The organism is Erythrobacter fulvus (assembly GCF_028595285.1).
GTDB classification, from domain to species: domain Bacteria; phylum Pseudomonadota; class Alphaproteobacteria; order Sphingomonadales; family Sphingomonadaceae; genus Erythrobacter; species Erythrobacter fulvus.
This window is the reverse complement of record NZ_JAQQXQ010000001.1, coordinates 300,703-327,169: the sequence shown is the minus strand read 5'-3', so window position 1 is coordinate 327,169 and position 26,467 is coordinate 300,703. Positions and strand designations below refer to the sequence as shown.

The 26,467-nt window shown below is 62.1% G+C and carries 27 protein-coding genes, 1 tRNA gene and 1 pseudogene; 7 read left to right on the top strand and 22 right to left on the bottom strand.

The window, feature by feature from the left end:
- Window positions 1–8: 8 nt before the first annotated feature.
- Genes metG through OIK40_RS01580 form a run of 5 tightly spaced genes read right to left on the bottom strand, consistent with a single transcriptional unit; the run spans window position 9 to window position 5,445 of the window.
- A complete protein-coding gene (metG, locus tag OIK40_RS01600) occupies window positions 9–1,577 on the bottom strand; it encodes a methionine--tRNA ligase (RefSeq protein ID WP_273675621.1) in 1,569 nt (522 codons plus the stop codon).
- Window positions 1,570–2,526: a DNA polymerase III delta subunit-related protein gene (locus OIK40_RS01595; protein WP_273675620.1), complete on the bottom strand. Its 957-nt coding sequence runs from the start codon at window positions 2,524–2,526 to the stop codon at window positions 1,570–1,572. The genes metG and OIK40_RS01595 overlap by 8 nt, the downstream gene beginning before the upstream one ends.
- Window positions 2,523–3,170 carry a dTMP kinase gene (gene tmk / locus OIK40_RS01590; protein WP_273675619.1) on the bottom strand — a complete coding sequence of 216 codons (648 nt, stop codon included), beginning with the start codon at window positions 3,168–3,170 and terminating at the stop codon, window positions 2,523–2,525. The genes OIK40_RS01595 and tmk overlap by 4 nt, the downstream gene beginning before the upstream one ends.
- Window positions 3,167–4,339, bottom strand: coding sequence for a D-alanyl-D-alanine carboxypeptidase family protein (locus tag OIK40_RS01585; protein WP_273675617.1), 1,173 nt, complete (start codon window positions 4,337–4,339; stop codon window positions 3,167–3,169). The genes tmk and OIK40_RS01585 overlap by 4 nt, the downstream gene beginning before the upstream one ends.
- 53 nt (window positions 4,340–4,392) lie before the next feature.
- A complete protein-coding gene (locus tag OIK40_RS01580) occupies window positions 4,393–5,445 on the bottom strand; it encodes a lytic murein transglycosylase (protein WP_273675615.1) in 1,053 nt (350 codons plus the stop codon).
- 90 nt (window positions 5,446–5,535) lie between these two features.
- Between OIK40_RS01580 and OIK40_RS01575 the strand changes: the two genes are divergently transcribed.
- A tRNA-Ser gene (locus OIK40_RS01575) sits at window positions 5,536–5,625 on the top strand.
- A gap of 247 nt (window positions 5,626–5,872) precedes the next feature.
- Window positions 5,873–6,352 (top strand): hypothetical protein, encoded by a 480-nt coding sequence (locus OIK40_RS01570; protein ID WP_273675613.1) that lies wholly within the window; start codon window positions 5,873–5,875, stop codon window positions 6,350–6,352.
- A 180-nt stretch (window positions 6,353–6,532) separates the two neighbouring features.
- Here the strand turns inward: OIK40_RS01570 and OIK40_RS15075 are convergent.
- A pseudogene (locus tag OIK40_RS15075) lies at window positions 6,533–6,703 on the bottom strand (PEPxxWA-CTERM sorting domain-containing protein); the annotation flags it as partial.
- A 583-nt stretch (window positions 6,704–7,286) separates the two neighbouring features.
- On the bottom strand, window positions 7,287–7,484 hold the full coding sequence (locus tag OIK40_RS15070; RefSeq protein WP_374211770.1) for an HGGxSTG domain-containing protein: 198 nt from the start codon (window positions 7,482–7,484) through the stop codon (window positions 7,287–7,289).
- Between the two features lie 28 nt (window positions 7,485–7,512).
- Here OIK40_RS15070 and OIK40_RS15065 point away from each other — a divergent pair, with 28 nt between their 5' ends.
- Window positions 7,513–7,917, top strand: a complete 405-nt coding sequence (locus OIK40_RS15065) for a hypothetical protein (protein WP_374211764.1) — start codon at window positions 7,513–7,515, stop codon at window positions 7,915–7,917.
- A gap of 291 nt (window positions 7,918–8,208) precedes the next feature.
- Here OIK40_RS15065 and OIK40_RS01555 read toward each other — a convergent pair whose 3' ends face one another.
- From OIK40_RS01555 to OIK40_RS01530, 6 genes are all read right to left on the bottom strand, one after another.
- A complete protein-coding gene (locus OIK40_RS01555; protein WP_273675608.1) occupies window positions 8,209–8,556 on the bottom strand; it encodes a hypothetical protein in 348 nt (115 codons plus the stop codon).
- Window positions 8,553–9,689, bottom strand: coding sequence for an AAA family ATPase (locus OIK40_RS01550; RefSeq protein ID WP_273675606.1), 1,137 nt, complete (start codon window positions 9,687–9,689; stop codon window positions 8,553–8,555). The genes OIK40_RS01555 and OIK40_RS01550 overlap by 4 nt, the downstream gene beginning before the upstream one ends.
- A 2-nt stretch (window positions 9,690–9,691) precedes the next feature.
- A complete protein-coding gene (locus OIK40_RS01545; protein ID WP_273675604.1) occupies window positions 9,692–10,630 on the bottom strand; it encodes a toprim domain-containing protein in 939 nt (312 codons plus the stop codon).
- Window positions 10,627–10,938 carry a hypothetical protein gene (locus OIK40_RS01540; protein ID WP_273675601.1) on the bottom strand — a complete coding sequence of 104 codons (312 nt, stop codon included), beginning with the start codon at window positions 10,936–10,938 and terminating at the stop codon, window positions 10,627–10,629. The genes OIK40_RS01545 and OIK40_RS01540 overlap by 4 nt, the downstream gene beginning before the upstream one ends.
- A 184-nt stretch (window positions 10,939–11,122) precedes the next feature.
- Window positions 11,123–11,311, bottom strand: a complete 189-nt coding sequence (locus OIK40_RS01535; RefSeq protein ID WP_273675599.1) for an excisionase family DNA-binding protein — start codon at window positions 11,309–11,311, stop codon at window positions 11,123–11,125.
- Window positions 11,312–11,470: 159 nt separating this feature from the next.
- Window positions 11,471–12,109, bottom strand: coding sequence for a hypothetical protein (locus OIK40_RS01530; protein ID WP_273675597.1), 639 nt, complete (start codon window positions 12,107–12,109; stop codon window positions 11,471–11,473).
- A gap of 110 nt (window positions 12,110–12,219) precedes the next feature.
- Here OIK40_RS01530 and OIK40_RS01525 point away from each other — a divergent pair, with 110 nt between their 5' ends.
- The 3 genes from OIK40_RS01525 (at window position 12,220) to OIK40_RS01515 (ending at window position 14,354) form a co-directional block, all read left to right on the top strand.
- Window positions 12,220–12,975: a thermonuclease family protein gene (locus tag OIK40_RS01525; protein WP_273675595.1), complete on the top strand. Its 756-nt coding sequence runs from the start codon at window positions 12,220–12,222 to the stop codon at window positions 12,973–12,975.
- Window positions 12,976–13,114: 139 nt separating this feature from the next.
- Window positions 13,115–13,984 carry a hypothetical protein gene (locus OIK40_RS01520; protein ID WP_273675593.1) on the top strand — a complete coding sequence of 290 codons (870 nt, stop codon included), beginning with the start codon at window positions 13,115–13,117 and terminating at the stop codon, window positions 13,982–13,984.
- A gap of 58 nt (window positions 13,985–14,042) precedes the next feature.
- Window positions 14,043–14,354 carry a hypothetical protein gene (locus OIK40_RS01515; protein ID WP_273675592.1) on the top strand — a complete coding sequence of 104 codons (312 nt, stop codon included), beginning with the start codon at window positions 14,043–14,045 and terminating at the stop codon, window positions 14,352–14,354.
- 25 nt (window positions 14,355–14,379) lie between these two features.
- Here the strand turns inward: OIK40_RS01515 and OIK40_RS01510 are convergent, their stop codons facing one another.
- The 5 genes from OIK40_RS01510 to OIK40_RS01490 all read right to left on the bottom strand — a co-directional run bounded on the left by OIK40_RS01510 (window position 14,380) and on the right by OIK40_RS01490 (window position 19,944).
- Window positions 14,380–15,627, bottom strand: coding sequence for a tyrosine-type recombinase/integrase (locus OIK40_RS01510; protein ID WP_273675590.1), 1,248 nt, complete (start codon window positions 15,625–15,627; stop codon window positions 14,380–14,382).
- Window positions 15,628–15,819: 192 nt separating this feature from the next.
- Window positions 15,820–16,674 (bottom strand): class I SAM-dependent methyltransferase, encoded by an 855-nt coding sequence (locus OIK40_RS01505; protein ID WP_273675588.1) that lies wholly within the window; start codon window positions 16,672–16,674, stop codon window positions 15,820–15,822.
- 12 nt (window positions 16,675–16,686) lie between these two features.
- Window positions 16,687–18,096 carry a dihydrolipoyl dehydrogenase gene (lpdA, locus tag OIK40_RS01500; protein WP_273675586.1) on the bottom strand — a complete coding sequence of 470 codons (1,410 nt, stop codon included), beginning with the start codon at window positions 18,094–18,096 and terminating at the stop codon, window positions 16,687–16,689.
- Between the two features lie 2 nt (window positions 18,097–18,098).
- Complete coding sequence (locus OIK40_RS01495) at window positions 18,099–18,461, bottom strand: acyl-CoA thioesterase (RefSeq protein ID WP_273675584.1); 363 nt, start codon at window positions 18,459–18,461, stop codon at window positions 18,099–18,101.
- Between the two features lie 40 nt (window positions 18,462–18,501).
- Window positions 18,502–19,944, bottom strand: a complete 1,443-nt coding sequence (locus OIK40_RS01490; RefSeq protein WP_273675582.1) for a 2-oxo acid dehydrogenase subunit E2 — start codon at window positions 19,942–19,944, stop codon at window positions 18,502–18,504.
- Window positions 19,945–20,080: 136 nt separating this feature from the next.
- On the opposite strand from OIK40_RS01490, the gene OIK40_RS01485 reads away from it, so the two are divergent.
- Window positions 20,081–20,533 carry a universal stress protein gene (locus tag OIK40_RS01485; RefSeq protein ID WP_273675580.1) on the top strand — a complete coding sequence of 151 codons (453 nt, stop codon included), beginning with the start codon at window positions 20,081–20,083 and terminating at the stop codon, window positions 20,531–20,533.
- Between the two features lie 4 nt (window positions 20,534–20,537).
- On the opposite strand, the gene rnr is transcribed toward OIK40_RS01485, so the two are convergent.
- From rnr to phaR, 4 genes are all read right to left on the bottom strand, one after another.
- Window positions 20,538–22,835, bottom strand: coding sequence for a ribonuclease R (gene rnr, locus OIK40_RS01480; protein WP_273675579.1), 2,298 nt, complete (start codon window positions 22,833–22,835; stop codon window positions 20,538–20,540).
- A gap of 44 nt (window positions 22,836–22,879) precedes the next feature.
- Entirely contained in the window at window positions 22,880–24,235 is a 1,356-nt protein-coding gene (locus OIK40_RS01475) for a M20/M25/M40 family metallo-hydrolase (RefSeq protein ID WP_273675577.1), read from the bottom strand.
- A 37-nt stretch (window positions 24,236–24,272) separates the two neighbouring features.
- Window positions 24,273–25,817, bottom strand: coding sequence for a proline--tRNA ligase (gene proS / locus OIK40_RS01470; protein WP_273675576.1), 1,545 nt, complete (start codon window positions 25,815–25,817; stop codon window positions 24,273–24,275).
- A gap of 67 nt (window positions 25,818–25,884) precedes the next feature.
- A complete protein-coding gene (gene phaR / locus OIK40_RS01465; protein WP_273675575.1) occupies window positions 25,885–26,460 on the bottom strand; it encodes a polyhydroxyalkanoate synthesis repressor PhaR in 576 nt (191 codons plus the stop codon).
- Between the last annotated feature and the right edge of the window lie 7 nt (window positions 26,461–26,467).

Here is a 26,467-nt window from a genome sequence, read left to right as displayed (position 1 = left end):
CGCTTGCCTCAGCCCTCCTCTGCGGGCAATTCAAGCCGCGGGAACAGCGGTGTCGGCGGAGCGACAGTATAGCCGCCGGCGACGAGGCGGTTGAACCATTCCCGATCATCTAGTGCGGAAAAGGAACGTTCGCCTGCGGGGATGCCCAGCTGGTCGAGCAACGATGCCGCCTTTTCCGGTACGACGGGCTGGATCGCGATAGCGAGATCGCGCAGCGCCACGAACAGCGTTTGCAGCACCGCCTTCATCCGTTCGGGATCGGTCTTTTTCAGGCCCCAGGGTGCCTGTTCGTCGACGTATTGATTGCAGGCATAGACCGCACGCATCCATGCCTCGATCCCTACTGAGAAGTTCAACGCGTTGAATTCGCGTGGAAGTTCGGTCTCGCAGGCAAGACTGACAGTCGCCAGCAAGGCAGTATCGGCCTCGGCCTGCTCGAAAGCCTCGAGCTTCCCGTCCATGTTCTTCGCGATCATTGACAGGGTGCGCTGCGCTAGGTTGCCGAAACTGTTGGCCAGCTCGGCATTGGCACGCAAAACAATGGCTTCAGGTGAATAGCTGCCATCCTGTCCGAAGGCGACTTCGCGCATGAGGAAATAGCGCAAGGCATCCACGCCGAAACGTTCTGCCAGCTCCAGCGGATCGGTGACGTTGCCGAGCGACTTTGATTCCTTCTGCCCTCGATTGAGCAGGAAGCCGTGGCCGAAAACCTTCTGCGGCAGCGGCAGATCCGCGCTCATCAGGAAGGCGGGCCAGTATATCGTGTGGAACCGCACGATGTCCTTGCCGATCAGGTGCAGGCTGGCAGGCCAGAATTCGCGCATCTGGGCGGTATCGTCGGGATAGCCGAGCCCCGTGAGATAATTGGTCAGGGCATCGACCCAGACATACATCACGTGACCATCGCTGCCCGGCACCTTCACGCCCCAGTCGAAACTGGTGCGGCTGACCGAAAGGTCGCGCAGGCCCTGTTCGACAAAGGCGATCATTTCGTTGCGGCGGCTTGCCGGTTCGAGAAAGCCCGGCGTTTTCAGCAATTCCAGCAGCGGTTGCTGATATTTCGACAGACGGAAGAACCAGCTTTCCTCGATCGTCCATTCGACAGGAGTGCCCTGCGGCGACAGCTTTTCCCCGCCCTCGCCTTCGACCAGTTCGCTCTCGTCGTAATAGGCCTCGTCACGGACCGAGTACCAGCCTTCGTAGCGATCGAGATAGAGATCCCCCCTGGCTTCCATCGCCTGCCAGATTGCCTGGCTGGCGCGATGATGATCGGGTTCGGAGGTGCGAATGAAGCGATCATAGGAAACGTTAAGGGCATCGCACATCTGCCGGAAATATCCGGACATTTCATCGGCGAGGTCACGCGGCTTGCGGCCCTGCTCTTCGGCCTTGCGGGCCATTTTCAACCCGTGTTCGTCGGTGCCGGTCTGGAACCGCACGGATCGGCCTTGCAGGCGCTGGAAACGTGCGATGACATCCGCCGCGATCGCCTCATAGGCGTGGCCGATATGCGGCCGCCCGTTGGGATAACTGATGGCGGTGGTGATGTAGAAAGGGGTGGTGTCGGTCTCAGCCATGGGCCGGTTCGCTAGCGGGGGCGGCGGATACAAGCAAGCTGCCGATCTCGAAGGGCAGCATCCCGGGATCGAAATTGGCCGTCGGAGCCTCGGCGGCGAGGCTCACCAGCGCGGCATGGGTATCGATCAGTCGCCCGCGTCTGGCAATATCGTCGGTTTCCCGCGCAGCCCGCGCCGCAAGAGCCTGCGCGAGATCGAGCACGGCCTGCACGCGCTCGCGATCGGCGCGTGGGCCGATAAGCCGGGCGAGTTCTCCGCGAACCGTGAACCCATCATCGCCGCGTTCCAGCAACGCCTCGATCACCTTGGCCAGCGGCGCGAGATCCTGCGCGGCAAATCGCAGCGCGGCGCCGAAGGATCCTTCGGCGGCAGCGATGGCGGCGCGATCGTGGGGCATGCCGCCCTCCTCCAGCATCGCACCCAGCTGGCTGTCGGACAGCACCGGAAACCGCAAGGTGCGGCAACGCGAACGGATGGTGGGCAGCAGGCGCGCCGGACGGTGGGTCACGAGCAGGAAAAACGTGCCCACCGGCGGTTCCTCAAGGCTCTTGAGCAGCGCGTTGGCGGCGGCTTTCTCCATGTCGTCGGCCGGATCGATAATGATTGCCCGCCGGCTACCCAGCGTCGGGCGGGTAATCAGCCGTTTCTGCATCGCGCGGATCTGCTTGATGCGAATGCTGCGAGCCAGTTCGTAAGGCTTCCCATCGGCAGCAGCGCGTTCGGCCTTGTCGTCCTTGGGGCCATAGGTCAGCAGGATAATATCGGGGTGATCGCCCTGCGGCTGCGGAACGCCGAGTTCGGCCATCAGCTCGCGCGCCGCGGCCATGGCGAAATCACGCTTGCCCAGCCCGGCCTTGCCCGCGAGCAGCCAGCCATGATGCATCCGTTCACCCGCCAGCGCATCGCGCCATTGCCGCCACGCTTCGCCGTGATTGGGCCAGCGGGTCATGTGCCCACGCCCTCCAGCAGATCGCCGAGCGCCGCCATGATGCGATGGTGAACTTCATCGGGTGCGCCCATTCCGTCGATCCGGGCAAAACCGGAAGAATCGGCCTCGGCAAAGGCTCTGAAAGCGGCGGCGACCGCACGGTGATAGGCGGCAGGCCGGCCTTCGATCGCGTCCGTTTCCGCTCCGCGCGCTGCGAGGCGGCCAACCAGCGCGGCTTCGTCGCCTTCGAGCAGGATGACCCGGTCGGGCCGCAATCCGCCACTGCCGAAGGCGTGAAGCGCAAGAACCGCTTCGTCACCCAGCTCTCCGGCAGCGCCCTGATAGGCGCGGCTCGAATCGACGTACCGGTCGCAAACCACCCATTCCCCGCGTGCGAGCGCCGGGCGGATCAGGTGTGCGACATGATCGGCGCGGGCGGCGGCGAACAGCAAGGCTTCGGCTTCGGCTGTCCAGCCAGTGTCACCGGGCGGATTGAGCAGGAGTTTGCGGATCGCCTCTGCCCCCGGCGTCCCGCCTGGTTCGCGGGTGGTCACGACCGTCAGCCCGCGTGCGCGCAAGGCTTCGGCCAGCAGGCGCGCCTGGGTAGACTTGCCCGCGCCCTCCCCGCCTTCAAAGGCAATGAAGCGGCCGCGTACCGCGCTCATGCGAACAGCCCCGCGATGGCATTGACGATCCGGTCGATCGGGCCGGCGACACCGACTTCCTCGGCGGCGTAAAGCGGGATGCGTGCGGGAGCTACGCCGGGCGCGGTGACTTCCAGCGTCGCCACCTGCTGGCCGGCCATGATTGGCGCCCGAAGCGGCCCGTCGTAACGAATGTTCGCGCTGATCCTGCCCTTGCTCCCGCGCGGGAGATTGATCGCGACGGGCCCCTTGCCCACCAAAGCCACCCTGCGTGCATCGCCGTTCTGCACCTGCGCCGTGCCGATTACCGCATCAGGTGCGAACAGCCGCCGCCGGTCGAAGGCGGAAAAGCCCCATTCCATATAGGCCAGCGCCAACCTTCCGCGCAGCCGCCCGTTTTCAACGCCGGCGAGCACCAGCACCAGCCGCTGACCGTTGCGCCGCGCCGTGCCGAGGTAGGAGAAACCGGATTCGTTGGTGAAACCGGTCTTGATCCCGTCAGCCCCGTCGACCCGTCCGATCATGGGATCATGATTGACCTGCGCGATGCCTTTGTAGTCGAACCCGGCACGCCCGATGTAATAACCGAACTTGTCCGGATGGCGCGTCACCAGCGCCCGTGCGAGCTTGGCCAGATCATTGGCTGTGGTGAACGTGCGCCCTTCGTCGGGAAAGCCGTTGGGAGTGCCGAAATGGCTGCCGCTCATGCCGAGCCCGCGTGCCGCCTCGCTCATCGCTGCGGTCCATGCTGCTACCGACCCGGCCTGCCCCTCCGCCAGCACCGCCGCGCCGTCATTGGCCGAAACATTGGCAATGCCGAGCAGCAGATCGTGAACCGTTACGCGTTCGCCGCGATCGAGGAACATCGTCGAACCCTTGCGTCGCCATTCGCGCGCCACTTCGGGGCTCATCATGAAAACCTGTGCCGGATCGAGCTTTCCCTGTTCGATCAGTTCAAAAGCCAGATAGAGCGTCATCACCTTGGTGACCGATGCGGGCATGAAGCGCCGCTCGGCATTGCGCGCGTGGAGCACCTGTCCGGTGGTGATGTCTACCAGCAGCGCAACGGGTGCCTCGTCCGCGCGCGGGACAGCGGGAATGACACGCTCGGCCGGTTGCGCCTGCACAGGCAGCGTGATCGTCCCGAGCAGGACAAGAAACAGAACAAAGCGGCGAACGAGAGCAGTCATCACGCGCGCGGCTATAGCCATGCCCTCCGCGCTTGACGAGGCATGGCGCATGATCAGTTCACGATTTCGTCAGCCAGCAGCCCCACGCTCATAGCGTAGTAGTTGGAGCAGTTATATTCGAGGATCGCGCGGTAATTGCCGGTCAGCAGCCATGCAGGCGCACCGGGGCCATCGGGCTGAAAAAGTGACGTCATGACATCATCGGCCAGCCCGCCCTGTGCCACCACGCCCAGTGCGCGCCATTCGGCGACGGTTTTCCAGACCGAGTGGCGTTCATGCACGCGCGGGCACAGCGGGGCGACAAGCCGCGTCCTGTAGGCATCCACGTCGAAGCCAGAGGGCACATAGGCGCGCACGCCCCAGGGCTGACCCGGCCGCCATCCGGCATCACGGAAGTAATTGGCGATCGAGGCGAAGGTATCAGCGAGGTTGGTGAAGATATCGGCGCGTCCGTCGCCGTCTCCATCGGTGGCGAGGCGAAGATAGACGCTCGGAAGGAACTGCGGGTTGCCGAAAGCCCCCGCATAGCTTCCCACCAGCTGCGACCGCGAATAGCCCTTGTCGGCGATTTTCATCAGAGCGACGAACTCGCCAGCGAACAACTCGCGCCGACGCCCCTCCCAGGCCAGCGTGGCAAGGCTGCGGGCGAGATCGAAATCGCCCTTGATGCGGCCATAGCTGGTTTCATGTCCGAAGATCGCAATGATAATGCCCCCAGGCACACCGGTTTCGCGCTCGATCCGGGCCAGCAGATCGCGGTGCTCTGCAAACACCCGGCGTCCGCTGCCGATCCTCTCGCCGTTGACATGGGTGGCGATATAGGGGGCCAGCGGAGGATAGCCTGCTGCGGTGGCGCTGCCGGGCTGGTTTCGGTCAAGCCGGATCACCCGTTCATTGGCGGTGAGCCCGGCCGTCATGCGATCGATGGTGGCGCTGCTGACGCCTTCGGCCCGTGCCCGCGCCTTGAGCACTTCGAGATAGGCGTCGAACGGAAGATCGGGCTGCGCAGGGGCCTGTGCCGTCGCTGGGGCCAGAGCCGGTGTGGTGCCGAACAGCACGGCTGCGGCAAGGGCAAGGCAGGCGGCAGGAAGCAAACGGGGAATCATGTCCCTAGGGATGTCACACCTTGGGTGAATTCCCAACAACCGAAGTATGGTGACTCGGACAAATCACCCCGCTAGAGGGCGAAATTGTACGGACAGGTGGCCGAGTGGTTTAAGGCAGCGGTCTTGAAAACCGCCGTAGGTGCAAGCCTACCGTGGGTTCGAATCCCACCCTGTCCGCCAATACCATCTGATAATATTGATCTTTATGTTGAACTAAGGCCCGATTCCCATAAGCGTTCCCTAATCCGATTGTGCCTAGGCTCTTACTCAGATCTTTCCGCGTCTTCCTTCATCTTCGCTTCGATTCCATCGATCGCCCACGCCGCGTCGAATAGCGGCAGCATGGCAATGGCCCTTAGCTTGGCCTTTACGGCCCACTCGATGATCGCTTGTCCTTTGTCGGTGCTTTCGGGCCTAGACTTGACGAATGTTCGATCTGAGTTTCATTTCCCTGACAGGCAATCAGCATGGTAGCGAAACCAAGAGCGGGGGCATTATGGGTGACGACAATGTTTGGGATGTCGATCGCGTAGCGGCAGCAGAATTGCTGGCTCTGCTAAAGGCGGCGCCCGAAGCGGAATGGGATCTGCTTTCCGCGAAAGCGTTCTCCAAAACACGTCTTCAAAATTACGAATGGGCTGCTCGGCGAGTCCATGGCTCCGCCATCAAAGTGCTAGAAAAAGAAGCGACTGAGGTGTTTCCGCGTCGAGATATGGTTTGGACAGACGGCTATCGTCACGCAGAGCATTGTTTGATGAACAAATCGCCATCACAATTGCTGGGGTTGACGAGCCATCCGGCTAAGTCAAAGGGACAGATATTGAGGGGGTTTATTCGTTCCGCAAGGCAAGGACTGAAGTCCTCCACCCTTTTCGAGATTAGCCACGACCGCCGCTATAACTCTTAAAAAGAAACATGGCTTCTTCGGCCTACAAAATCGCACTTTTTGGGTTGTGACAGACTTTAGATAATCTCGGACTGTTACTGGTGTTCGTTTTACGTTGAAATGCATCTGCCCTCAACGCTTCCAAACAACAACCGTGCCAGATCTCTCCAGCGAGGTCGTAACTTTAAATATCGGATCGCTTCACGCGCTCGATAGCGTCGCAGTAAGAGCCTTTCGTTGCCGCATGGCACCACCAACCAAGCCAAGACCGAGAATAAACATAGCCCAAGTTGCGGGCTCGGGCACCGCAGGGGCCGAGTTGGTATTGGTAACAGTCAATCTTGATGGATTGAAGCTAATCGCATCGTACGACCCAGTCATGCTGAGCGAATCAAGCGAAAAGACACTACCCATACTATAGCTTGAACCTGCGCGCCCAAACGAATTTGAAACGACTTCTACGACGTTGCCATTAGCGAAAGTGGTGACCTCGCCCATGCGCACTTCCAAGCAACCAACATTGATTCCGTTTAACTTTAAAACACAAGTCACTTTACTTAAATCGAGGACCTGAAAATTTCCAATAGGCTCGTCATTTTCGAATGAAAAAGAGGCCTCAAAACGGACTGTATCATCAAAAACAATGGTGCTCTCGCCGGACCATTCATACAACACGGCAGCGGATGTTGGCGCGGACAACGTGGCCGCATAGAGGGCCATTGCGCTGAGCATAGCATTCTTAATCTTCATAGAGCCCCCAATTCAGCAACATTTACTCAGGTCGCTTTGAGCGAATTGGCTTAAGGATGATGCTGTCGTCAAGATCTAAGAATCGTGCGTCCCAAATTATGGCATTAACGCTTCCGCCTCCTTCGTGGGGCAACTCGCACGCAAAGTTCTCAAGCCTGAAACTGCATTCTAATCTCCCGGAGAATCCGGGCCGCTTCCACAGCCTTCAAGATCGCGCGCCGTGCTTCCACGCATTGCGATTGCCCCTAGGCGCGCCGGGATTTGTGCCACCGTGCATCCGGCACCGCTTCCGGCCCTTCACCGCCGGGGATTGGCACTCCGTTCCCTTGCGGGTCCGCGCCAAGCATCGCGGGGCTTTCGCCAGCCGGTCCGGTTGCAAGGGATTGTTCGTTTGATTTTCCATTTTCCCTGCCCCCGGCGTGCTGGTTGATTTGATCGGCGACAATCGCTTGCCCGCCTTCGTTCACGTGAACGTGCTTCACAGTCTGCTCGCGCGGCTGGTGCAGCTTGCCCAGCGCCTCCAGTGTCGCTCGGCAATTGGCCTGAGCCTTGAGCGCCAGCCGCATATAGCGTTCGCTGGCATCGAGATATTGGCCCATATTTACGGCGGATCGGCGCGCCAGTTCTGTGAACATCGTATCGAGCGCCACTGCTTGCGCGGCCAGAATGTTGCTCGCAAAGGCCTTGTCGCCTTGTCTCGCCTTTTCCATGGCATCGCCGATAACGCCGGTGCTGGCGGTAATGTCCATCGGGTGATTGTCGCTGAACAGGCTGGCAGCATAGCTGTTGCCGACTGTTGCGTGCCTTGGCCCCGGCCCCAGCGCCAGCCGCGCTAAAGTCGCCTCCCGCTTCTCGCCGTCCATGGGCGCGGCCTCCAGAACGTTCTGTTTCGCCTTCGCCGCTCCGGTAGTGCCTTTTGCCTTCGTCATGTCTGAGCCTTTCTAGCGGGACGCGGCGGCCCCCAAGGCCGCGCCCGCGTTACGTTAGTAAGGGGGGAGGTCGCCGCACCTTTGCCGCACGGTCGCCGCACAGATCGCCGAGGGTAAAAGCGAAAGGGTCGCCGCGTTCGCCGCATGGGGTCGCCGCAAGGGGGTCGCCGCACTCTTCGGTGTCGCCGCATTGCATACCTACTTGCGATAGCGGTCGGCCCAAACTGCAACGGCGATGCATGCCGCAACCGGTCCGAGCCAGTCCGCAATCTGATCGCTGCTTTCCCAAAGACGCAGATCGAATACTGCGTGCCACGGCATATTTGCCCGCAGCCCACCACCAAACGTCTCAATCCAACGATACTCAGCTTGTGCCACCTCCCGACCGATGAAATACCCAGACGGTAAAGCGGCAGCTGCCCACCAGTTTTTGGTCAGCCATCCGACAAGTGCCAGAATCACAAGTGCGACTAATGTATGCTCGATAAGGCTCATCTTAATTGCTCCTGCACAGCAAGTTCTCTTCCATTGAATCTGCTTCATCATCCGCCGCCCTCCACCAGCCGGATACCACGCCGGGTCTTTCGATCATCGCCGCGCCACAAATCCGCGTCACATTCGATGATATTGAGGCCCAGCAGCCGCTCCATTGCCGCTTCAAATTCGGGCTTCTTCATGGCCTTGGCCGCAGGCATTCCGGCGAATATCTTGGGAGCATAATTGCTTCCCGGCTTGTGTGAGACGTTCCGCCCTTGCTGAGTGCAAAGCGCAAGGCATCTAAGGAACGCATCATTCCCCGCTTGCGCCTTGGCGGTTTCGGCCAGCTGGCGCGCCGCGTCCGGCGGTAGATCATCCTCCAGCACGAAGGCCCAATTCACCCAAGCAAAGCGCAGTTGCTCGCCCTTGCGGGAATAATTGGCCTTGCCGACCGTGACCGTCCGCATATCCGATTGCAGATCATGCTCGATCACGAATTGCGACCGGACCGCGTTTAGCCATGCCGTGGAGCCTGAGTAGCTGTCCCCAGCCTTGTTCGGATGGCCCAGCAGGATGATGGCCGCCCCACTCTCGCCTGCCAGCCGATTGAGCGCATTGACGAAGCGCGTCACCGCGCCCCGGTCGTTCTCGTTCCCGGTGAACAGGTGCGCCACGTTGTCGAGCGCCACCAGCTTGGCCCCGGTGCGCCAGATCATGGCAGCGAGGCGATGATAGGCGTGGGACAGGGTAAACTCCCCGTCCGGCCCCTCAGTCCCTAGCGCGTTATCGAGCGCGCCCCTCAGGCTCGCCACGTGCAGCCTGCCCGCTAGGCTGGCGACCGGCACGCCCAGCGCCTCGCAGATATGCGCTTGCCGCCAGTGCAATTGCCCGTCGTCATCCTCGCAGGTGAGATAGATCGCCGGGGCTTGCCCCATGTCGAGACGAAGTGTCGGCACCCCAGCCGCCAGCGCGGTTGCCAGCTGTTGCGCCAGCAGCGACTTGCCCGCGCTCCCCGGCCCGGTGAACAGTGTCACCTCTCCGGCTGGTGCCAGCAGGGGAATGACGAAAGCCTTGGGCGCGGGTTTGACGTTCGCCAGCGCCGCCCAATCGAGCGTTTCGATAGCCGCCGCCGCTATGGCCTCACTCGCCTCGCCGGGGTCAATTTGCGCGAAGTCCATGCGCGCGCGTATTGTTCCGTCCATGACTAGGCCTCCCCTCTCAGGGTTGCCGCGATGATCGCCGCCGCCTCATTGCGCCTGAGGTCCGCAAAATCGGCCCCAGAATTACCTCGGGACGTTTCAGGTCTCGGAATAGCCAAAAGCCCGCCAATCGACTCAGCGGCCTTCCTAGCGAGTCTCAGGCCCATATTCTCGGCAAGGTGACAGTCATTGTCCGCCGCGATGATGATTTGCCGCGCCGGGAACAGCCCGCGCATGGCCCGCGCGACCGGCTCCAGGTTGCGGGCGGACATGGCGGCGGCGACCGCATGGCCGGTTGCCTCGTGGATCGCCGCCACGGTTGCAAAGCCCTCGCCAATCACCAGCGGACCGGGCGAAGGTCTGCCATCGGCGAGGTGCATCGCATGGGGCCAGAACAGCCCCTCAATGCGCCCGCCAGACAGGAACCGCTTGCCGCCATCGGGTGCAATGCGCTGGAGGTTCCATAGCCTAAAAGCGGGATCGAACATCGGCACCAGCAGCGCCGTGCCAGATTGCCGAATACCGAACGGGGCAAGGCTTTTGGCGGTGAGGTATCCATGGGCCGGTTCCGCGCTTATCGCCGCTTTCCAAAGCGCCTGAGCCTGCTTCGCCGCCGCATCCTGCTTCGCCCGCGTCTCGGCCTTGCGCCGCGCCTCGGCTTCGTTCGCCTTGGCCATGATCGCGCGCCGCTCGGCTGGTGCCAACGCGCGAGGATCGCTCCCCGCGCGCCAGATCGATCGAATGCCCAGCCGGTAATGGCGAAAGACTCCGGCTGGCACTCCGTCCAAGTGGAGCACAGCCCAGCCGTTGCGCCGCCCCGGCCTATCACCCTCGGCACGGAACCGGACAGGTTGCCCCGCCGCCAGCTTGTGCGCGATAGGCTCCAGCGGGCGAATGCCAGCCGCTTGCATGGCTTCGATGAAGGTGGAGACAAGATCACTCATAGCGCTGCCCTCCCTTCATCCGTCAGCCTCAGGACAGCCGCGCTCTTGCCGTTCGGGTTGCGCCGCCGCTCGCCGGTCGCTTCGACAAGGCCCATGGCCCTGAGTTCGGAGAAACGCGGCTGGAGGCTTTCGCGCGGCACTCCGGCGACCGGGACCGCTTCAAGCACGGTCGCAGCGCCCAGCTGGCCCAGCGTCCGCAAGGCGAGGCGGCGAAGGCGCGTCACGCTCGGTTGGATCGCAGCTGCCGCCTCTTGGCTGGTGCCATCCGGCCCCTTCGCGCCGGGTGCGTCGGGATAGGGATTAGCCATGGCCATACCCTCCGAATGCGAGGCTTGCCACCATAACAGCGAGGTCCGGGCGAATGCCGTGCTCGGCGATAAGGTGTTGAGCGCGATAAGCAGAAAGGCTAAGGGACTCTTGCAAACAGGCACCAACTTGATTGCAGGAGACCTCGGCACGACCCTGCCGGGGTTTCTTTTTTTCGGGCATGGCTCAGCCCTCCCCATGGATAAGCGCATGGAGCGATTCCGCCGGGATCACGGTCCGCCCGCCTACGCGGACAGCGCGCAACTCATTCGCGGCAATCTTGGCGTAGAGCGTCGTTTTGCTGAGGCTGGTAGCTGCCACCGCCTCGCGGATCGAATAGGCGAGTTTCGGGGGGTCGTTTGTATTCAGGTGCATTAGCACCTCCCATGTTGCGCGAACGGGATTGTTCGGGCTTATGGGGCAGACTATTTATCGCCTTTACGGATAGCAGGTAGGCGATTTAAATCGCACCAGTTTCGGGTGGAGAAAAACTGATCGGTTTTTGGGGGGAGAAAATCCGGTCGCTTTTTCTCCCTAGTCCTTGGCATCAAGCTGCTTAGAATATCGTTCCAGCAATCCGAGGTGTTGACTGCCCTCAGGCTTAGAGACAGGCATCTCTGCCAGCATTTGCACTTTCATCATCGGAAAATCTTCGTCTGGCGGCGCACCATACTTGGCTGTGTAATCGTCAATTTGCTTTTTCGCCCGCGCATACATCGAGGCCCAAACCGGATGACGTTCGGCCCGCGTGAGTTCCGCTAAAGCCCTCAGGTGCGCGGTATACGGATAGTCAGTCGTGCTTATCCGCTCGGCTTCGATCAGTGCGAAAATCTTCCGCTTTGCCTTCAACCGCTTCGTGATTCGCTTCATTACCGCAGGGTGACTTTGCCCGGGGTGTTTGTCGGCATAGTCCTTGGCGATAGAATAGTCGGTCCACCGTTCGTAGGGATCGCCGCCATCAAGCCATTCGCGCGCGTCGCGCTCTATATATGGCCAAAGCAGCGGCCAATCTTTCTCGGGTTTTCGACCTCGCTTTGGCTTGGTCTGCACCTTCACCGATTCTTTCACCGCCTCGGCTCCCCACCGCGCGATAATCCGTCGAACGTCGTCATCGACCGTGGGGCCGACCAGATCATATTTATCTACAAGTCCAGCTAATGCATTTTGAGCCATCCCGCGTCCCTTCGCGGTTCCCAAGGATGAAGCGGGGAAGCACGTGGGATGCGCGCTTGTCGGCTGGCCTGCCTATCCCCGGCGGCTAAACTACTATAAGTGCGAGGAAGTTGGAAACCGAAGGCGGTTTTGTATCCGCCGTTGTAGTGGGGCAGAAAATTATGCGCGGATCGACCCATGCGCTTTTCGTTGCCATCGCCTGTTGCCTTGCTGCGCCCAGCCAAGCGCAAATCATCTATGGCAATCCAAGAGTGGTCGATGGCGATACCTTGGACTTCGGCGGCGAGCGCGTCCGTCTGTTCGGTATCGATGCGCCCGAGCGTGCTCAGACTTGCACTCGTGACGGTCAAGCATGGGCATGTGGCGAGGATGCAAAGGCCCTGCTGCAAGCCTTGGTTGCCGACAATCGCGTTTCTTGCCGCCAGCGCGATACCGACAAGTATGGCAGGTCAGTGGCGACCTGTTCCGTCGCAAGGCTGGACCTCTCGGATGCAATCGCACGAGCGGGCTATGCTGTAGCGCTTGATCAGTTCGGCTCGGATTACGTGCCAGCAGCGGAAGCGGCTAAGTCTGGCCGGCTGGGTATCTGGTCGGGAGAGTTTCAGGCTCCGGCAGATTTTCGCGCGAACGATCCGGGTTATCGTGCCGAGGTAGCGTCGCTGGAACGGCAACTTCAGCGAGAGCGGGCGCAAACCTCCGTGCCTTATCGCCCTGCCAACCCGGCCAGATCGGGAACATATTTCCGCAACTGTAAGGAAGCACGGGCGGCGGGTGCTGCGCCACTTCGTAGGGGACAGCCCGGTTACAGACCGGAGATGGATGGAGATGGCGACGGGATCGCTTGTGAGCCCCTGCCACGAAGATAATCGCGATGGAGCCAATGGCGCGCTTTTAGCTCAATCCTTGCCCATGCATCAGTTCGCTCTCATCCATCATCGTGTCTGCTTCAGTGGCGGCAGTTGAACCTTTGGAGCATCAGCAACAGGTGTCGATGATTGGTCGTACTTGCTTGCCTATCATTCGCTGATAATCTGTCACGGCTTTGTGAAACAACGCTTTAGCCTTGGATTTGGCAGCATGGGGAAAATCATGCCTTATAAACCGGAGAGTGATGGCTGGATGAAGGGCTTGGTCGGCTTTGGCTTAACGATCCTTATCGTCGCTATCGCGGGTGCCGTTGCGCGCGTAGGCACTCGCGAGGCCATAAACTATGCCCAGTCGTCCCCATCGTCCATCGAGGCAGATCTGGAAAATACTTTTGCTGATAATCCATCAATAGCCTCTATGTTCTACGTACTAAAGGAGAAATATCCTTCTGATTATGAGGCACTTATATCTGGGTTTAGTGAGAAGGTTAGAGGCGGGGCAAGTGGGGCTGAAATAAATGTATATGCGCATAGTTTTATGCGATCGTTCGCCAAATCCTCAAAGAAGGATTTTTCCGCTGCCCCTCAGCAAAATTTGATTGAGGTCCTCGAAAAGCATGTTCCGCTTTTAGATGCTCTTTCTAAGGATTCTTCTTCGATTTGTGCTGAGTTTGTAACGACAGGACTTGGTCCCGGACGACAGCTTTCAACGCCCACTTTGGAAGCGATGGCTGAGGTTGTGTCGTTGCAAATAAAAGCCGCAGCGGCTGGTCGTGACAGTCCAGCTCCTCGTCAGCCCCCCAGCGATTCTGATTGGGAGCAGGTTGGTAGTGCCATGCTAGAATATGGCACCTTGGAGGAGGAATTGAATAGCTTAGCGAACCAAACCTATTCAACGCTTCCCGTTGATCGCCAATGTGAGGTCGGGAAGGCCCTTTACCGCGCAATGGCATCATTGCCCCCGGAGGGCGCTGCCCGAATGGCGGCCTACGTGCTGATCCAGGATTAGGTTTTTGCTGATCTTTTGGGCCTCAGTATCTAGAGATTAATCACCGGAAACCAAATATATGGCTTATTTCTTTGGACAAATCATTGGGGGGGTGTTTGGGATTTTCCTCCTTTACGCCCTGCTCGAATGGGCAATTTTTAAACGCGTTTTCGACGATCCAATAAAGGGAAAGGTGGGAAGCGTTGCAGCAGCCTACATGACGGGGTCTACGCTGGCGGGATTCGGCGGCGCTGACGGAGGCCCCTATTACTGGGGCGCGTTCAGCGACTATGCTGCGCCAGCAATTATCGTAGGGGCATATGCGTTTTGGCAAGGCAAACGCCTTCGTGAAGCAATTACGAAAGGCGAGGCTCAAACGGTTTTCGAGTAAGCTTGCCCGTAATTAATGGCTGTCGCTAAGCGGCAGATTGAACGTTGATGGGAGTGATCTTCCCGCCAGCAGGAGCGCCGCTCGCGCAATAGGTCGCCCAATCAGCCATCAGCCGCCGCCGCTTCTCGAACAGATCGCCGCGCCGATAGGCCCGCTCCACCGCGTTGCCGATAGTATGCGCCAGCGCCATTTCAGCGACCTCGTGAGAATAGCCGGTGCATTCCGCGGCCCAGTCGCGGAACGCGGACCGGAAACCGTGAACCGTAACGTCCTGCTTCATGCGGCGAAGCAGCATCGCCATGGCCATGCTGGACAGCTTGGCGCGCCCAGCGCCGGGAAACAGGTGCTTGCCGCCCAGTTGCTTCGTTTGCTCCAGTATCTCAACCGCGCGCGGGGATAAGGGAACGCGGTGCTCCTTGCCCGCCTTCATGCGCTCGGCTGGCACCGTCCAAACAGCCTTGGCCAGATCTACCTCGCTCCACTCGGCGGCGATAACCTCGCCAGTCCGCGCGGCGGTAAGAATGACAAACTCCAGCGCCAGCGCCGCAACCGCCTCCCGCGCTTGCAACTGCTCCACGAAGGCGGGGATCGCGTCATACGGCATGGCCTTGTGATGGCCGCGTGACAGCTTCGTGCGGGCGGGGAGGATTTGCGCCAAGTGTCCCCGCCAGCGGGCGGGGTTTTCGCCTTGGCGGTATCCGCGCGCCTTGGCGCTATCGAGCACGGTTTCAATTCGGCCCCTCAACCGGCTGGCGGTTTCGGGAACCTCGCGCCAGATCGGCTCCAGCACCTTGAGCACATGTGGGGTATCGACCTCGGCAACCGGCAGATCGCCAATCACCGGATAGGCATAGGTCTTGAGCGTGTTCTCCCATTGCTGGCGGTGCTTGGCATTGCGCCAGCTTTCCTTGTTCGCCGCGATATGGGTTTCGGCCATGGCCCTGAACGTAATTCCAGCGACCTTCGCCGCCTGTTCCGCCGCCTTTGCCTCGGCCTCGGCGCGTTGCCGTTCCTCCAGCGGATCAATGCCCGCCTTGACCTTGAGACGAAGCGCGGTCGCCAGATCGCGGGCTTCGGCAAGCGATATACCGCCGGGGCCAGCCGGACCTAGGCCAATGTCCCGCGACTTGCCCTTGAGCATGAAGCGATAAACCCAGGAGCGCGCCCCGCCCTCTTTCACCAGCAAATAAAGCCCGCCTCCATCGGCATGGCGACCCGGCTTCGCGTGCTTAACCGATTGCGCGGTGAGAGCGTTGTGCAGTTTGCGCGGCATAGATTTTGCCTCTGTTCCCAAAACCGCTCCCCAATTGGATCGGTGTTTTTATGGGAACAGTATCGGCGAGCATCGGAAAGATTGCAAGGCAAAGCTGCAGGAAACCTAGGGATAGCAAGGGTTTTGATTGTCCGCTCCGGCCCTCATTTGCCGGTAGTATGGAGGACACCCTGTCCGCCAAAGCTTCGCGCTTCAGGCCTGCGCTTTGACCAGCCAGGCCTTGCAGCCCATCATCACGCCCTCGCCTGCGACATGCCGCTGCGTGAAGAGTTCGATGAGATCAGTCCGCGCTGCATCGCGAATTGCCGTTCCAGCTTCATCGAGTACGCGGCCAACTGCCATCGACGACAGCACGAAGTCGACCGCTTCTTGCGGCGCTGCGCCCGGTCCGCCGACGGACTGGCGCCCCTCATAGGGCGTAACTTCCATGCCCGAGAAACCCGCGCCGGTCAGCACCACTTCAAGATAGGTCAGGTCCTCGAAGGAGAACGGCCCGGGCGCGCGCGGCGCGGCGGGCGGAATTTCGATGTGCTGGCGCACCACGCCCATGACTTCCATCATCCACAGGTTGTCGCGCGGGTTGGCCCAGACCGCAAGATCGATCCGTGCGCTGGGTTTCAGCATGGCCTTGAGGTTATTGAAGGCGGGAACCGGTTCGGCAAAGAACATCGAGCCGAAGCGCGAGAACAGCCGGTCAAAAGGCGGTTCATTAAGCGTCGCTGTTGCCGCATCGGCGCAGACAAAACGCGCTGGACTGTCCAGATCGGCGGCGCGTTCCTGCGCCTTGGAGACCAGCATCGGGGCGACATCAAGGCCCAGCGCCGCACCGGTCGGTCCCACGGTCTCGGCAATCGCCAGCGTGGTCGCCCCACCTCCGCAGCCGAGATCGAGCACGCGCTCGCCGGGGCGGTAATCGGCCTGCGCAAGCAAAGCCGCACCGATGGGGGCGATCATGCCTTCAAACCGGTCGAGGCTGGCAAGCCAGCGCGCGCCCATCTCGCCCGCCCAGTCTTCGCCCTTCAACGCCTCGGTGCCGGTCTGTGTCATGTGATTGTCCTTCTAGAAGTGGATCGCCCGCCCGTAAGCATCGAGCACGCTTTCGTGCATCATCTCGCTCAGCGTCGGGTGCGGGAACACCGTCTGCATCAGCTCGGCTTCAGTGGTCTCGAGCGTCTTGCCGACAGTGTAGCCCTGAATCAGCTCGGTCACTTCCGCGCCGACCATGTGTGCGCCCAGCAATTCGCCCGTCTTCGCGTCGAACACGGTCTTGATAAAGCCTTCCGCCTCGCCCAGCGCAATCGCCTTGCCGTTGCCAATGAAGGGGAAGTTGCCGACGCGGATTTCGTAACCGGCTTCCTTGGCTTTGGCTTCGGTCATGCCGACCGAGGCGACCTGCGGGTGGCAATAGGTGCAGCCGGGGATTGCCGAGCGGTTGAGCGGGTGCGGATGCGCATCCTTGTTGCCCAGTTCCTGAGCGATCGCCTCGGCAGCGGTGACGCCTTCATGGCTCGCCTTGTGCGCCAGCCACGGCCCCGGCGTGCAATCGCCGATCGCCCACAGGCCCTTTGACTTGGTGCGACCATAGGGATCGATCTGGATGAAACCGCGGTCCATCTCGGCAAGGCCTTCCAGCCCGATATTCTCGGTATTGGGGACGATGCCGATAGCGACGATCACATGGGTGAATTCGCTGGTCGCGGCATTGCCGGCCTTATCCTTGATGGTCGCGGTGATGCCTTTGTCCGAAACCTTGATCGCTTCGACACCCGCGCCGGTCATGATGTTGATGCCCTGCTTGCGCAGCGACTTCTCAAGGAAGGTCGAAACGTCCGCATCCTCGACCGGGACGATCCGGTCGAGCATTTCAACCACTGTAACTTCGCTGCCCAGATCATTGTAGAAGCTGGCAAATTCAATCCCGATTGCACCCGATCCGATCACCAGCAGCTTTGCCGGAAGTTCGGCAGGGGTCATGGCGTGGCGATAGGTCCACACGCGCTTGCCGTCTGCCGGAGCGAAAGGCAGGTCGCGCGCACGCGCACCGGTGGCGACAATGATGTGCTTGGCCGAAAGGGCTTCCTCGCCCTTGTCGGATTTCACCGTAAGGCTGGTCGCGCCGGTCAGCCGCCCCTCGCCCATGTGCACGGTGATCTTGTTCTTCTTCATCAAGTGCGTGACGCCTTGGTTGAGCTGCTTTGCCACCCCGCGGCTGCGCTTCACGATCGCGGCCAGATCGGCCTCGATCCCCTTGGCAACAAGGCCGTAATCGCCCGCGTGCTGCATGTAGTGATAGATCTCGGCAGAGCGCAGCATCGCCTTGGTCGGGATGCAGCCCCAGTTGAGGCAGATACCGCCAAGGTTCTCGCGCTCGACAATGGCGGTTTTCAGGCCCAGCTGCGCGCAGCGGATGGCCGCGACATAGCCGCCGGGGCCGGAACCGAGCACGATCACGTCATATTCAGTAGCCATTTTCAATTTTCCTTGGGGAGGAGAAGTGTGGGATCGACGCCGACAGCGCGCGGGCGCCCGTCATCACCGATCAGGACGAATTTGAAAGTGCCCTTGGCGACCAGCGTGGTCGCCTCGCCGTTGCGCTCCCGCGCGATGGCCTCGGCGGCGATGGTGAGCGAGGTGGTGCCGGTGGCGAGGACGTCGCAGTAAACCGAAAGCTCGTCCCCCACCGCCATCGCGCCCGGAAAGGCAAAGTCGGTCGCCGAGACCACCACCGCCTTGCCCTGCCCCACGCGGCTCGCGAGCGAGCCTGCGCCGAGCGCCATCTGCGCCATCAGCCACCCGCCGAACACCCCGCCATAGGGGTTGGTGTCGGCGGGCATGGCGGTTGCCCTGATTGTCAACTCGCCGGAAGGCATCGGTTTACACCACCAGCCCCATCGGGTTTTCGACGAGCTGCTGGAACGCCTGCATCAGCTGTGCGCCGTCCGCACCGTCGATGGCGCGGTGGTCGAAGCTGCCGGTCACGCTCATCACCGTGGCGACACCTAGCGCGCCGTCGATCACATAGGGGCGCTGCTCGCCCGCGCCGACCGCAAGGATCATCGCCTGCGGCGGGTTGATCACGGCGTCGAACTGCTTGGTGCCGAACATGCCTAGGTTCGACAGCGAGGCCGTGCCGCCCTGATATTCCTGCGGCATCAGCTTGCCGTCGCGCGCCTTGTTCGCCAGCTCCTTCATTTCGGTGCTGATCTGCGCCAGCCCCTTGCGGCCCGCATCACGGATCACCGGAGTGATAAGGCCCGAAGGCGCGGCGACCGCGACCGAAATATCCTCGCGCGAGAACTGGAAGAGCGCATCGCCCTGGAAGCTGACATTGCACTTGGGCACGCGCTGCAATGCACGGGCCAGCGCCTTGATCAGCAGATCATTGACCGACAGCTTGACCCCATCGGCCTCGAGGCTCTTGTTCAGCTCGCCGCGCAGCTTGAGCAGCGGATCGAGCCGCACGTCTACGGTGAGGTAGATGTGCGGAATGGTCTGCTTGGCCTCGGTCAAACGGCGCGCGATGACCTTGCGGACATTGTTAAGCTTTTGCGCTTCGTAAGGCGCATCGAGATCGCCGCCAAGCGTCGGGACGGCGACCGGCGCGCTTGGCGCGGATGCTGCCGGAGCCGGTGCGGGTGTCGCAGCACGGGCCGGAGCCGATGCGGCCGCTGCACCCGGAGTGAAGTTCTCGACATCGTCCTTGACGATCCGACCGTTGGGGCCGGTTCCCTTCACCTGAGCAAGGTCAATCCCCTTGTCCGCCGCAATCCGTTTCGCGAGCGGCGAGGCGATGATCCGGTCGCCCGATGAAGCGGGGGCAGGTGCCGGTGCAGCCGCAGGTGCGGGCGCAGGTGTCGGAGCCGGACTGGCGGAACCGCCGCCCGATCCGATCGCTGCCTCGACGTCTTCCTTGGTTATCTTGCCCTTGGGGCCGGTGCCGGTGAGGCTCGCAAGGTCGATGCCGTTCTGCTCAGCCAAATTGCGCGCGGTCGGCGTGGCGGCGGGGCCTTCCGCAGCGGCGGCAGGTGCAGGCGCAGGGGTTGCAGCAGGAGCAGGAGCAGGAGTTGCATCCTCGCCCTCGACCGTAAGCCGCGCGATCACCGCGCCAACCTTCACGCCTTCGCTACCCTCGGGCACGACAATTTCGGTCAGCACGCCTTCATCGACGGCCTCGAACTCCATCGTCGCCTTGTCGGTTTCGATCTCGGCCATGATGTCGCCCGAGGAAATCGTATCCCCCACCTTCACCAGCCAACGCGCAAGCGTGCCCTCTTCCATGGTGGGCGACAAAGCCGGCATCTTGATTTCCAAGGCCATGATCCGCTGAAACTCCCGTAGTCGATCTTCGGCTTTCGTCTCTGGCCAATTCGGACGCGGCGGGCAAGGGTCAGAAGTGGGGGTCTTGCCAAACCATACGAATGCATTGATAGCTTGCGCCTCACGGGGCACGAAAATGCGCACATTCCTGGTCATCATCGACGAAAGCGAAGAGGCGCTGGCCGCCTTGCGCTACGCCGCGCGCCGGGCTGTGGCAGTGGGCGGTGCGGTGCACCTGCTGGCACTGGTGCCGCAGCAGAATTTCAGTGCCTTCGGTGCGGTGCAGGCCACGATCGAGGCCGAGGCGCGCGACCGCGCCGAAATGCTGGCCCATGGTGTCGCCGGCAATCTGCTGGCGGAAAGCGGCATCATGCCGACCATTTCGGTCAAGATCGGTCAGGGACAGAAGATCGTCAGCGAATTTCTTGCCGAACATGCCGAAGTCGCCGCGCTGGTGCTCGGCGCGGCCAAGGGAACTGCGCCCGGCCCGCTGGTTACCCACTTTTCGGCCGCGGCCGGCTCCCTGCCCTGCCCGCTCTACATCATTCCTGCCGATTACGACGAGACCAAGAGCGATCACCACGCCTGAGGCGCTATTTCCTGCGCCCCTGATGCCGGATGTTGCCCGGACGCCCGCGCTTGCCGACAACGAACTTGCCGGCTTTCTTTGGCGGCCCGCCGGTGCTGCGGCGTTGGCCATCGGGCCTATTGCCGCGCGGTTCGATCACCCCGGCATCGCTATCGGGCAGCACGAACTTCAGCGCACCGGTTAGCGGGTTGGCTTCGGCCAGTTTCAATTTCAGCCGGTCGCCAGAGGCAAATGTCGTGCCGCTATCGCTGCCGACCAGCGCCTGCGCCGCTTCGTCGTGACGGAAATATTCGCGGCCGAGCGTCGAGATCGGGACGAGACCATCCCCGCCCAGCCCGACGATGGTGGCAAAGAAACCGAAGGCCTGCACGCCGGTGATGCGGGTGTCGAACACCTCGCCCACCCGCGCGGATAGCCACGCCGCGACGTAGCGATCGATGGTGTCGCGCTCGGCCTCCATCGCGCGCCGCTCGGTCTGGCTGATCGCGTCAGAGACCTGTTGCAGCGAGGCGCGGTCACGGTCGGACAGGCCCGAAGTCGGCGGAATGGAGCCCGGCGGGGCGGGCTGTTCCAGCTTGTAGGCATCCACCAGCGCGCGGTGCACCAGCAGATCGGAATAGCGCCGTATCGGCGAGGTGAAGTGCGCATAGCTGCCCAGCGACAGCCCGAAATGTCCGGCATTGGCGGGGCCGTAATAGGCCTGCGTCTGGCTGCGCAGCACCGCCTCCATCACCAGCGCCTTTTCCGCCTCGTCGCTGATGTCCTTGAGCATCCGGTTGAACAGGCCCGGGGTCACCACCTGACCCAGCGCCAGCTTCTTGCCCATGGTGGCAAGGTAATCGCGCAGCGCGATCAGCTTCTCGCGGCTCGGCGGTTCGTGAATGCGGTAGACGACGGGCGCGGTCCTGGCCTCCAGCGCCTTGGCGGCGGCGACGTTGGCGGCGATCATGAAATCCTCGACCACGCGGTGCGCATCGAGCCGTTCGCGGATCGCGATTTCGGCGATCTGGCCCTTCTCGTTCAGCACCACGCGCCGTTCGGGCAGTTCGAGTTCGAGCGGATCACGCGCGTGACGCGCATCTGCCAGTGCTTTCCAGGCGGCCCACAGGTTGGTGAGGAATTCTGGCGGATTGCCTTCGTCCACTGCCTTCTGCGCGTCCTCATAGGCGATGTTGTGCGCAATCCGCACCAGCGCGCGGGTAAAGCGGAACTTGTTGACCTTGCCTTCCGCGTCGATGTGCAAGTGGCAGGCCATCGCCGCGCGGTCTTCGCCTTCCTTGAGCGAACAGACATCGGCGGACAGCACCTCGGGCAGCATCGGCACCACGCGGTCGGGGAAATAGACCGAATTGCCGCGCTTCCTCGCCTCGCGGTCGAGCGCCGAGCCGGGACGGACGTAGAAAGACACGTCGGCAATCGCGACGACGGCATTGAACCCGCCCTGTCCGTCCGGCTCGGCCCAGATTGCGTCGTCATGATCGCGCGCGTCGGCGGGGTCGATTGCGACGATGGGCAGATGCCGCAGATCCTCGCGCGCCTTTTCCGACAGCTTGAGCTTCGCCGCGCGCGGCGCTTCCTCCAGCACTTCTTCGGGGAAGATGTGGGGAATGCCGTGCTTGGCGATAGCAATCAGACTGAAGCTTTTGGGCGCGAGCGGATCGCCGACCACTTCGACCACCTTCACGCCGGCACGTTCGGAACGCCCCACCCGCTCGGCAATCACCAGCTGGCCTTCCTCGGCCTCGCCGCGATCGGCAATCGGGGTGGACTGGCGCACGCGCTTGTCCACCGGCGCGAGCCACGCCTTGCCGGCCTTGTCGATCTCGACCACGCCCATCAGCCCCTCGGTGCGCGAGGGCAGCTTTTTCATTACATGCGCGATCCAGCCCCGTTCGGTTTCTTCCGTGCGGGCGAGCACGCGGTCGCCGCGCTTCAGTGCGGGCGGACGCTTGGCGCCGCGCATCTTCGGTTCACGGATGATGAGGCGCGGCGGCTTGCCGGGGGCTTCGGGGTCCCAGTTGTCGGGCTCGGCAATCAGTTCGCCTTCGTCCACGTCGACGATCTTGAGGGTCGTGACCTTGGGTACCCCGCCCATGCGGTGGAAAGCGCTTTTCGATCCGTCGATCAGGCCTTCCTCGGCCATGTCCTTGAGCAGGGCCTTGAGCTTGATCTTTTCCTGCCCTTTGAGGCCAAAAGCCTTGGCGATCTCGCGCTTGCCGGCGGGAATGTCGGAGGACTGGATGAAGTCGAGCACCTGCTCGGGCGTGGGCATGCCCTGTGGGCGCTTGGGGGGTTTGGCCATGGCCGCCCCTTACCCGTTCGCGGAGGACTTGTCGAAGGCTTGGATTATTCCTTGGTGACGGGCTCGAACGCGCCTCCCGGAACCGCGCTGGAAACAGGGGAGCAGTAATCGCCTGCACAGGCCGAAACGCCGAACATCCAATCGTCGCCGCGCAGCTTGAGCACGTGGCTCATTGCTTCACCATCGGCGGCAGCGGCATCATTGCGGGATACCAGCGTGACATCGCCCCCCCAGCCTGGATTGTCGGTGCGGCGCGCGGCAATCGCATAAACCTCTGCTCCCGGAATCGCGCTCCACTTGATCTCGGTATCTACCCGCACCGCTGCATCCACCGTTACCTTGGGCGGCATCGGGGCGCGAGCCAGTGCGTCGAGCGCGCGAACGTTCAGCTTCGTCACCCCTGCGAGGTAACCGAAATCCATCTCGTCGATGGTATCGCCGTAGAACACCCCGTCTTCGGTACGCAGGTCCTGATGCTGGTGGTCGTAATCTTCCACGCCCACCGAAAAGCGGATCGCTGGATAGCCTTTCTGGAGGAACGGCACCTGATCCCCGCCCCGCCCCATGCGGTCGGTGCGCCAGATCTGGCGAACCTGCATTTCGTCGGGGTGCTGTTCCGACAGACCAGCGACCCAGCGGGACAGGTTGCGCGACGGCGTGTCGTTCTCGCCGCCGAAGCGGGTTGCAGCCGCGCGCAGACGTTCGGTCAGATCGGCGCGAGGGCCTTCGGAAAAGACACGCACGACCTTGGGTTCGCAATAGCCGTCCTTGCCGCAGGAATTGCCGACGATGTCGTTGTTGAGCACCGCCTTGACGGTAAAGCCCTGCGCCTCGGCCCAGTCGGCAAGGATGCGTCCGCCGAACAGGCCCTGTTCCTCGCCGGATAGCAGCGCGTAGATGATCGTGCTCGGATATTTCGTAGCGCTGAGCGCCCTTGCGGCTTCGAGCACCAGCGCAGAGCCCGAACCGTCATCATTCGCGCCGGGGGCATCACTGGTAAAGTCGAGCGGATCGGACACGCGGCTGTCGATATGCCCCTGCACGATCACGACTTCGTTCGGGCGCTCGGTGCCGCGCTGGATGGCGACCGCATTGCGCACCAGCGTCGGCGTGGGGATGCGGCGCCCGTCGGGCTGGATTACCTCGCCCACCGGCAGCACTTCAAGGCAATCGCCGCAGCCTGCACCGATGCGTTTGAATTCGGCTAGCGCCCAATTCACCGCCGCGCCGATGCCGCGCTCCGGATCGTCCTGCGCCGACAGGGTGTGGCGTGTGCCGAAGCCGACCAGCGTTTCGACGTCGGCTTGCAGGCGTTCCTGCGAAACGTTGTCTGCAGGGTGGTTCTGGGCAGCGAGCGGGGCAGCAACGATGGCGGCGAGGAGGGTGAGGCGCTTGATCATGCGCTTTCCCTGCCGCGACTGCCCCGAGGATGCAAGTCTAGTAGGCGCGCGCGATCAGGATACGCTCGGCCGCCGGTTCGCCGGTGAAGATGCAGGTGCCGGTCGCCGGTTCGCCCTCGCGGGGCACGTTGCGGATTGTCAGCTTCACCGCCTTGAGCTTTTCCACCACGGCTTCCAGCGCCGCGCCGGTGGGCTTGGCCCATTCGACCTCTACCCAGCCGGGATACTTCCCGCTCTTTTCGAAGTGATCGACCACGGCCTGCCACTGGGTGACACCGCGCGTGATGTTGGCATCGCGGCGGACGCGAGCTTCTTCGAACAGGCTGCGCTGGATTTCCTCCAGCAGCGCGCCCGCCTGCGCAGCAAAGTCTTCACGGGTCACAAACTGCATCGCGGGCTTGCCGTTTTCAGCGTTCCACAGCGCATCGCGGCGCAGCATCGCGACCTTGCCCTCGGCCATGTCGCGCGGCCCGACCTCGAGGATGACAGGCGCGCCCTTGCGCACCCAGTCCCAACGCTTGGCCGCAGCCTTGCCCGGGATCTTGTCGAGCAGAACGCGCAGACGCTCGCCCAGCGCGGTTTGCGTGGCGAGCATGGCGCGCAGTTCTTCGCAATAGGCGAGCAGTTCGGCATCCTCGGGCGCTTCGCGCAGCATCGGGATGATGATGATCTGCTGCGGCGCGATGGCAGGCGGCACGCGCAGTCCATCGTCGTCGCCATGGGTCATGATGACCCCGCCGATAAGGCGCGTCGAAACGCCCCAGCTGGTGGTGTGGCAATATTGCTGGCTGCCCTCACGGTCCTGATACTGGATGCCCGCAGCGTGAGCGAAATTGGTGCCGAGATAGTGGCTGGTGCCGGCCTGCAGCGCCTTGCCGTCCTGCATCATCGCCTCGATCGACCAGGTCTCCACCGCGCCGGGGAATCGCTCATTTTCGGGCTTCTCGCCCGCAATTACGGGGAGCGCGAGATCTTCCTCGGCGCAGGCACGGTACATTTCCAGCGCGCGGTGGGTTTCTTCAAGCGCCTGTTCGCGGTTCTCGTGCGCGGTGTGGCCTTCCTGCCAGAGGAATTCGCTGGTGCGCAGGAACATCCGCGTGCGCATTTCCCACCGCACCACATTGGCCCACTGGTTGGTCAGTAGCGGCAGATCGCGCCAGCTCTGCACCCAGCGCGCCATGGCATCGCCGATGATGGTTTCCGATGTCGGGCGCACCACAAGCGGCTCTTCCAGCTTGGCCGCGGGATCGGGCATCAACCCGCCCTTCCCGTCCGAAATCAGACGGTGATGCGTGACGACCGCCATTTCCTTGGCAAAGCCTTCGACATGCTCGGCCTCTCGGGTAAAGTTCGCGAGCGGGATGAACAGCGGGAAATAGCAGTTCTGCACGCCGGCCGCCTTGATCCGGTCGTCCATCAGGCGCTGGATGCGCTCCCAGATGCCATAGCCCCATGGCTTGATCACCATGCAGCCGCGCACCCCTGATTCCTCGGCGAGGTCGGCGGCGGCGATGACTTCCTGGTACCACTTGGCGAAGTCGTCCTGGCGCTTCACCGAAAGGGCATGGCGGATCTGTGACACGAAGGCTGTTCCTGAAAGATTGGCACATGGGCCGCGGTCCAACGCCGCGTGCGCGCCGCGCTTTGCGCTATTTGCCCAATTCGTCCAGCTTCTTTTGCATTGTCGCCATCTGTTCTCGCAGAGCGGCGATCTCGTCCTTCGCTTCCGCGGCAGGTTCAGCGGGCTTGCTCTTACCCTTTGTGACGCCCGGTAGGAACACATCAGCCGCAGCGCGCATCATCGCCATATTGGTTTCGTGGATCGCGGCAAACGGGCTGGCGCTCATGCCTTTTTCAAAGGCTTCGCGGATCTTCGATTGGTTATCCCGGAAATTGGCCATGCTGGCTTCGAGGTAGGACGGCATCATCGCCTGCATCGAATTGCCATACATCCCGATCAGCTGGCGCAGAAAGCTGACGGGGAGCATCTGCCCGCCGTTCGCTTCTTCATCCATGATGATCTGGGTCAGGATCGAATGGGTGATGTCGTCGCCGGTCTTGGCATCGAGCACCTTGAAATCGATATTCTCGCGCACCATCCGGGCGAGATCTTCCAGTGTGATATAGCTCGACGAGGCGGTGTTGTAGAGCCGCCGGTTGGCGTATTTCTTGATGATGACCGCATCGCCCGCTTCGCCCGATGCTGCCTTGGACCGTCCGACCATTATTTTA

What these genes read in the sequence shown, in the direction of transcription:
- OIK40_RS01515 (WP_273675592.1), top strand. Translation starts at nt 14,043, where the DNA reads ATGGCTTATTTCTTTGGACAAATCATTGGGGGGGTGTTTGGGATTTTC.
- metG (WP_273675621.1), bottom strand. Translation starts at nt 1,577, where the DNA reads ATGGCTGAGACCGACACCACCCCTTTCTACATCACCACCGCCATCAGT.
- OIK40_RS15070 (WP_374211770.1), bottom strand. Translation starts at nt 7,484, where the DNA reads ATGGAAAATCAAACGAACAATCCCTTGCAACCGGACCGGCTGGCGAAA.
- OIK40_RS01545 (WP_273675604.1), bottom strand. Translation starts at nt 10,630, where the DNA reads ATGAGTGATCTTGTCTCCACCTTCATCGAAGCCATGCAAGCGGCTGGC.
- tmk (WP_273675619.1), bottom strand. Translation starts at nt 3,170, where the DNA reads ATGAGCGCGGTACGCGGCCGCTTCATTGCCTTTGAAGGCGGGGAGGGC.
- OIK40_RS01475 (WP_273675577.1), bottom strand. Translation starts at nt 24,235, where the DNA reads ATGATCAAGCGCCTCACCCTCCTCGCCGCCATCGTTGCTGCCCCGCTC.
- OIK40_RS01510 (WP_273675590.1), bottom strand. Translation starts at nt 15,627, where the DNA reads ATGCCGCGCAAACTGCACAACGCTCTCACCGCGCAATCGGTTAAGCAC.
- OIK40_RS01550 (WP_273675606.1), bottom strand. Translation starts at nt 9,689, where the DNA reads ATGGACGGAACAATACGCGCGCGCATGGACTTCGCGCAAATTGACCCC.
- OIK40_RS01535 (WP_273675599.1), bottom strand. Translation starts at nt 11,311, where the DNA reads ATGCACCTGAATACAAACGACCCCCCGAAACTCGCCTATTCGATCCGC.
- OIK40_RS01570 (WP_273675613.1), top strand. Translation starts at nt 5,873, where the DNA reads ATGTTCGATCTGAGTTTCATTTCCCTGACAGGCAATCAGCATGGTAGC.
- lpdA (WP_273675586.1), bottom strand. Translation starts at nt 18,096, where the DNA reads ATGGCTACTGAATATGACGTGATCGTGCTCGGTTCCGGCCCCGGCGGC.
- phaR (WP_273675575.1), bottom strand. Translation starts at nt 26,460, where the DNA reads ATGGTCGGACGGTCCAAGGCAGCATCGGGCGAAGCGGGCGATGCGGTC.
- OIK40_RS01585 (WP_273675617.1), bottom strand. Translation starts at nt 4,339, where the DNA reads ATGACTGCTCTCGTTCGCCGCTTTGTTCTGTTTCTTGTCCTGCTCGGG.
- rnr (WP_273675579.1), bottom strand. Translation starts at nt 22,835, where the DNA reads ATGGCCAAACCCCCCAAGCGCCCACAGGGCATGCCCACGCCCGAGCAG.
- OIK40_RS01485 (WP_273675580.1), top strand. Translation starts at nt 20,081, where the DNA reads ATGCGCACATTCCTGGTCATCATCGACGAAAGCGAAGAGGCGCTGGCC.
- OIK40_RS01580 (WP_273675615.1), bottom strand. Translation starts at nt 5,445, where the DNA reads ATGATTCCCCGTTTGCTTCCTGCCGCCTGCCTTGCCCTTGCCGCAGCC.
- OIK40_RS01555 (WP_273675608.1), bottom strand. Translation starts at nt 8,556, where the DNA reads ATGATGAAGCAGATTCAATGGAAGAGAACTTGCTGTGCAGGAGCAATT.
- OIK40_RS01530 (WP_273675597.1), bottom strand. Translation starts at nt 12,109, where the DNA reads ATGGCTCAAAATGCATTAGCTGGACTTGTAGATAAATATGATCTGGTC.
- OIK40_RS01505 (WP_273675588.1), bottom strand. Translation starts at nt 16,674, where the DNA reads ATGACACAGACCGGCACCGAGGCGTTGAAGGGCGAAGACTGGGCGGGC.
- OIK40_RS01595 (WP_273675620.1), bottom strand. Translation starts at nt 2,526, where the DNA reads ATGACCCGCTGGCCCAATCACGGCGAAGCGTGGCGGCAATGGCGCGAT.
- OIK40_RS01495 (WP_273675584.1), bottom strand. Translation starts at nt 18,461, where the DNA reads ATGCCCGCCGACACCAACCCCTATGGCGGGGTGTTCGGCGGGTGGCTG.
- OIK40_RS01490 (WP_273675582.1), bottom strand. Translation starts at nt 19,944, where the DNA reads ATGGCCTTGGAAATCAAGATGCCGGCTTTGTCGCCCACCATGGAAGAG.
- OIK40_RS01540 (WP_273675601.1), bottom strand. Translation starts at nt 10,938, where the DNA reads ATGGCTAATCCCTATCCCGACGCACCCGGCGCGAAGGGGCCGGATGGC.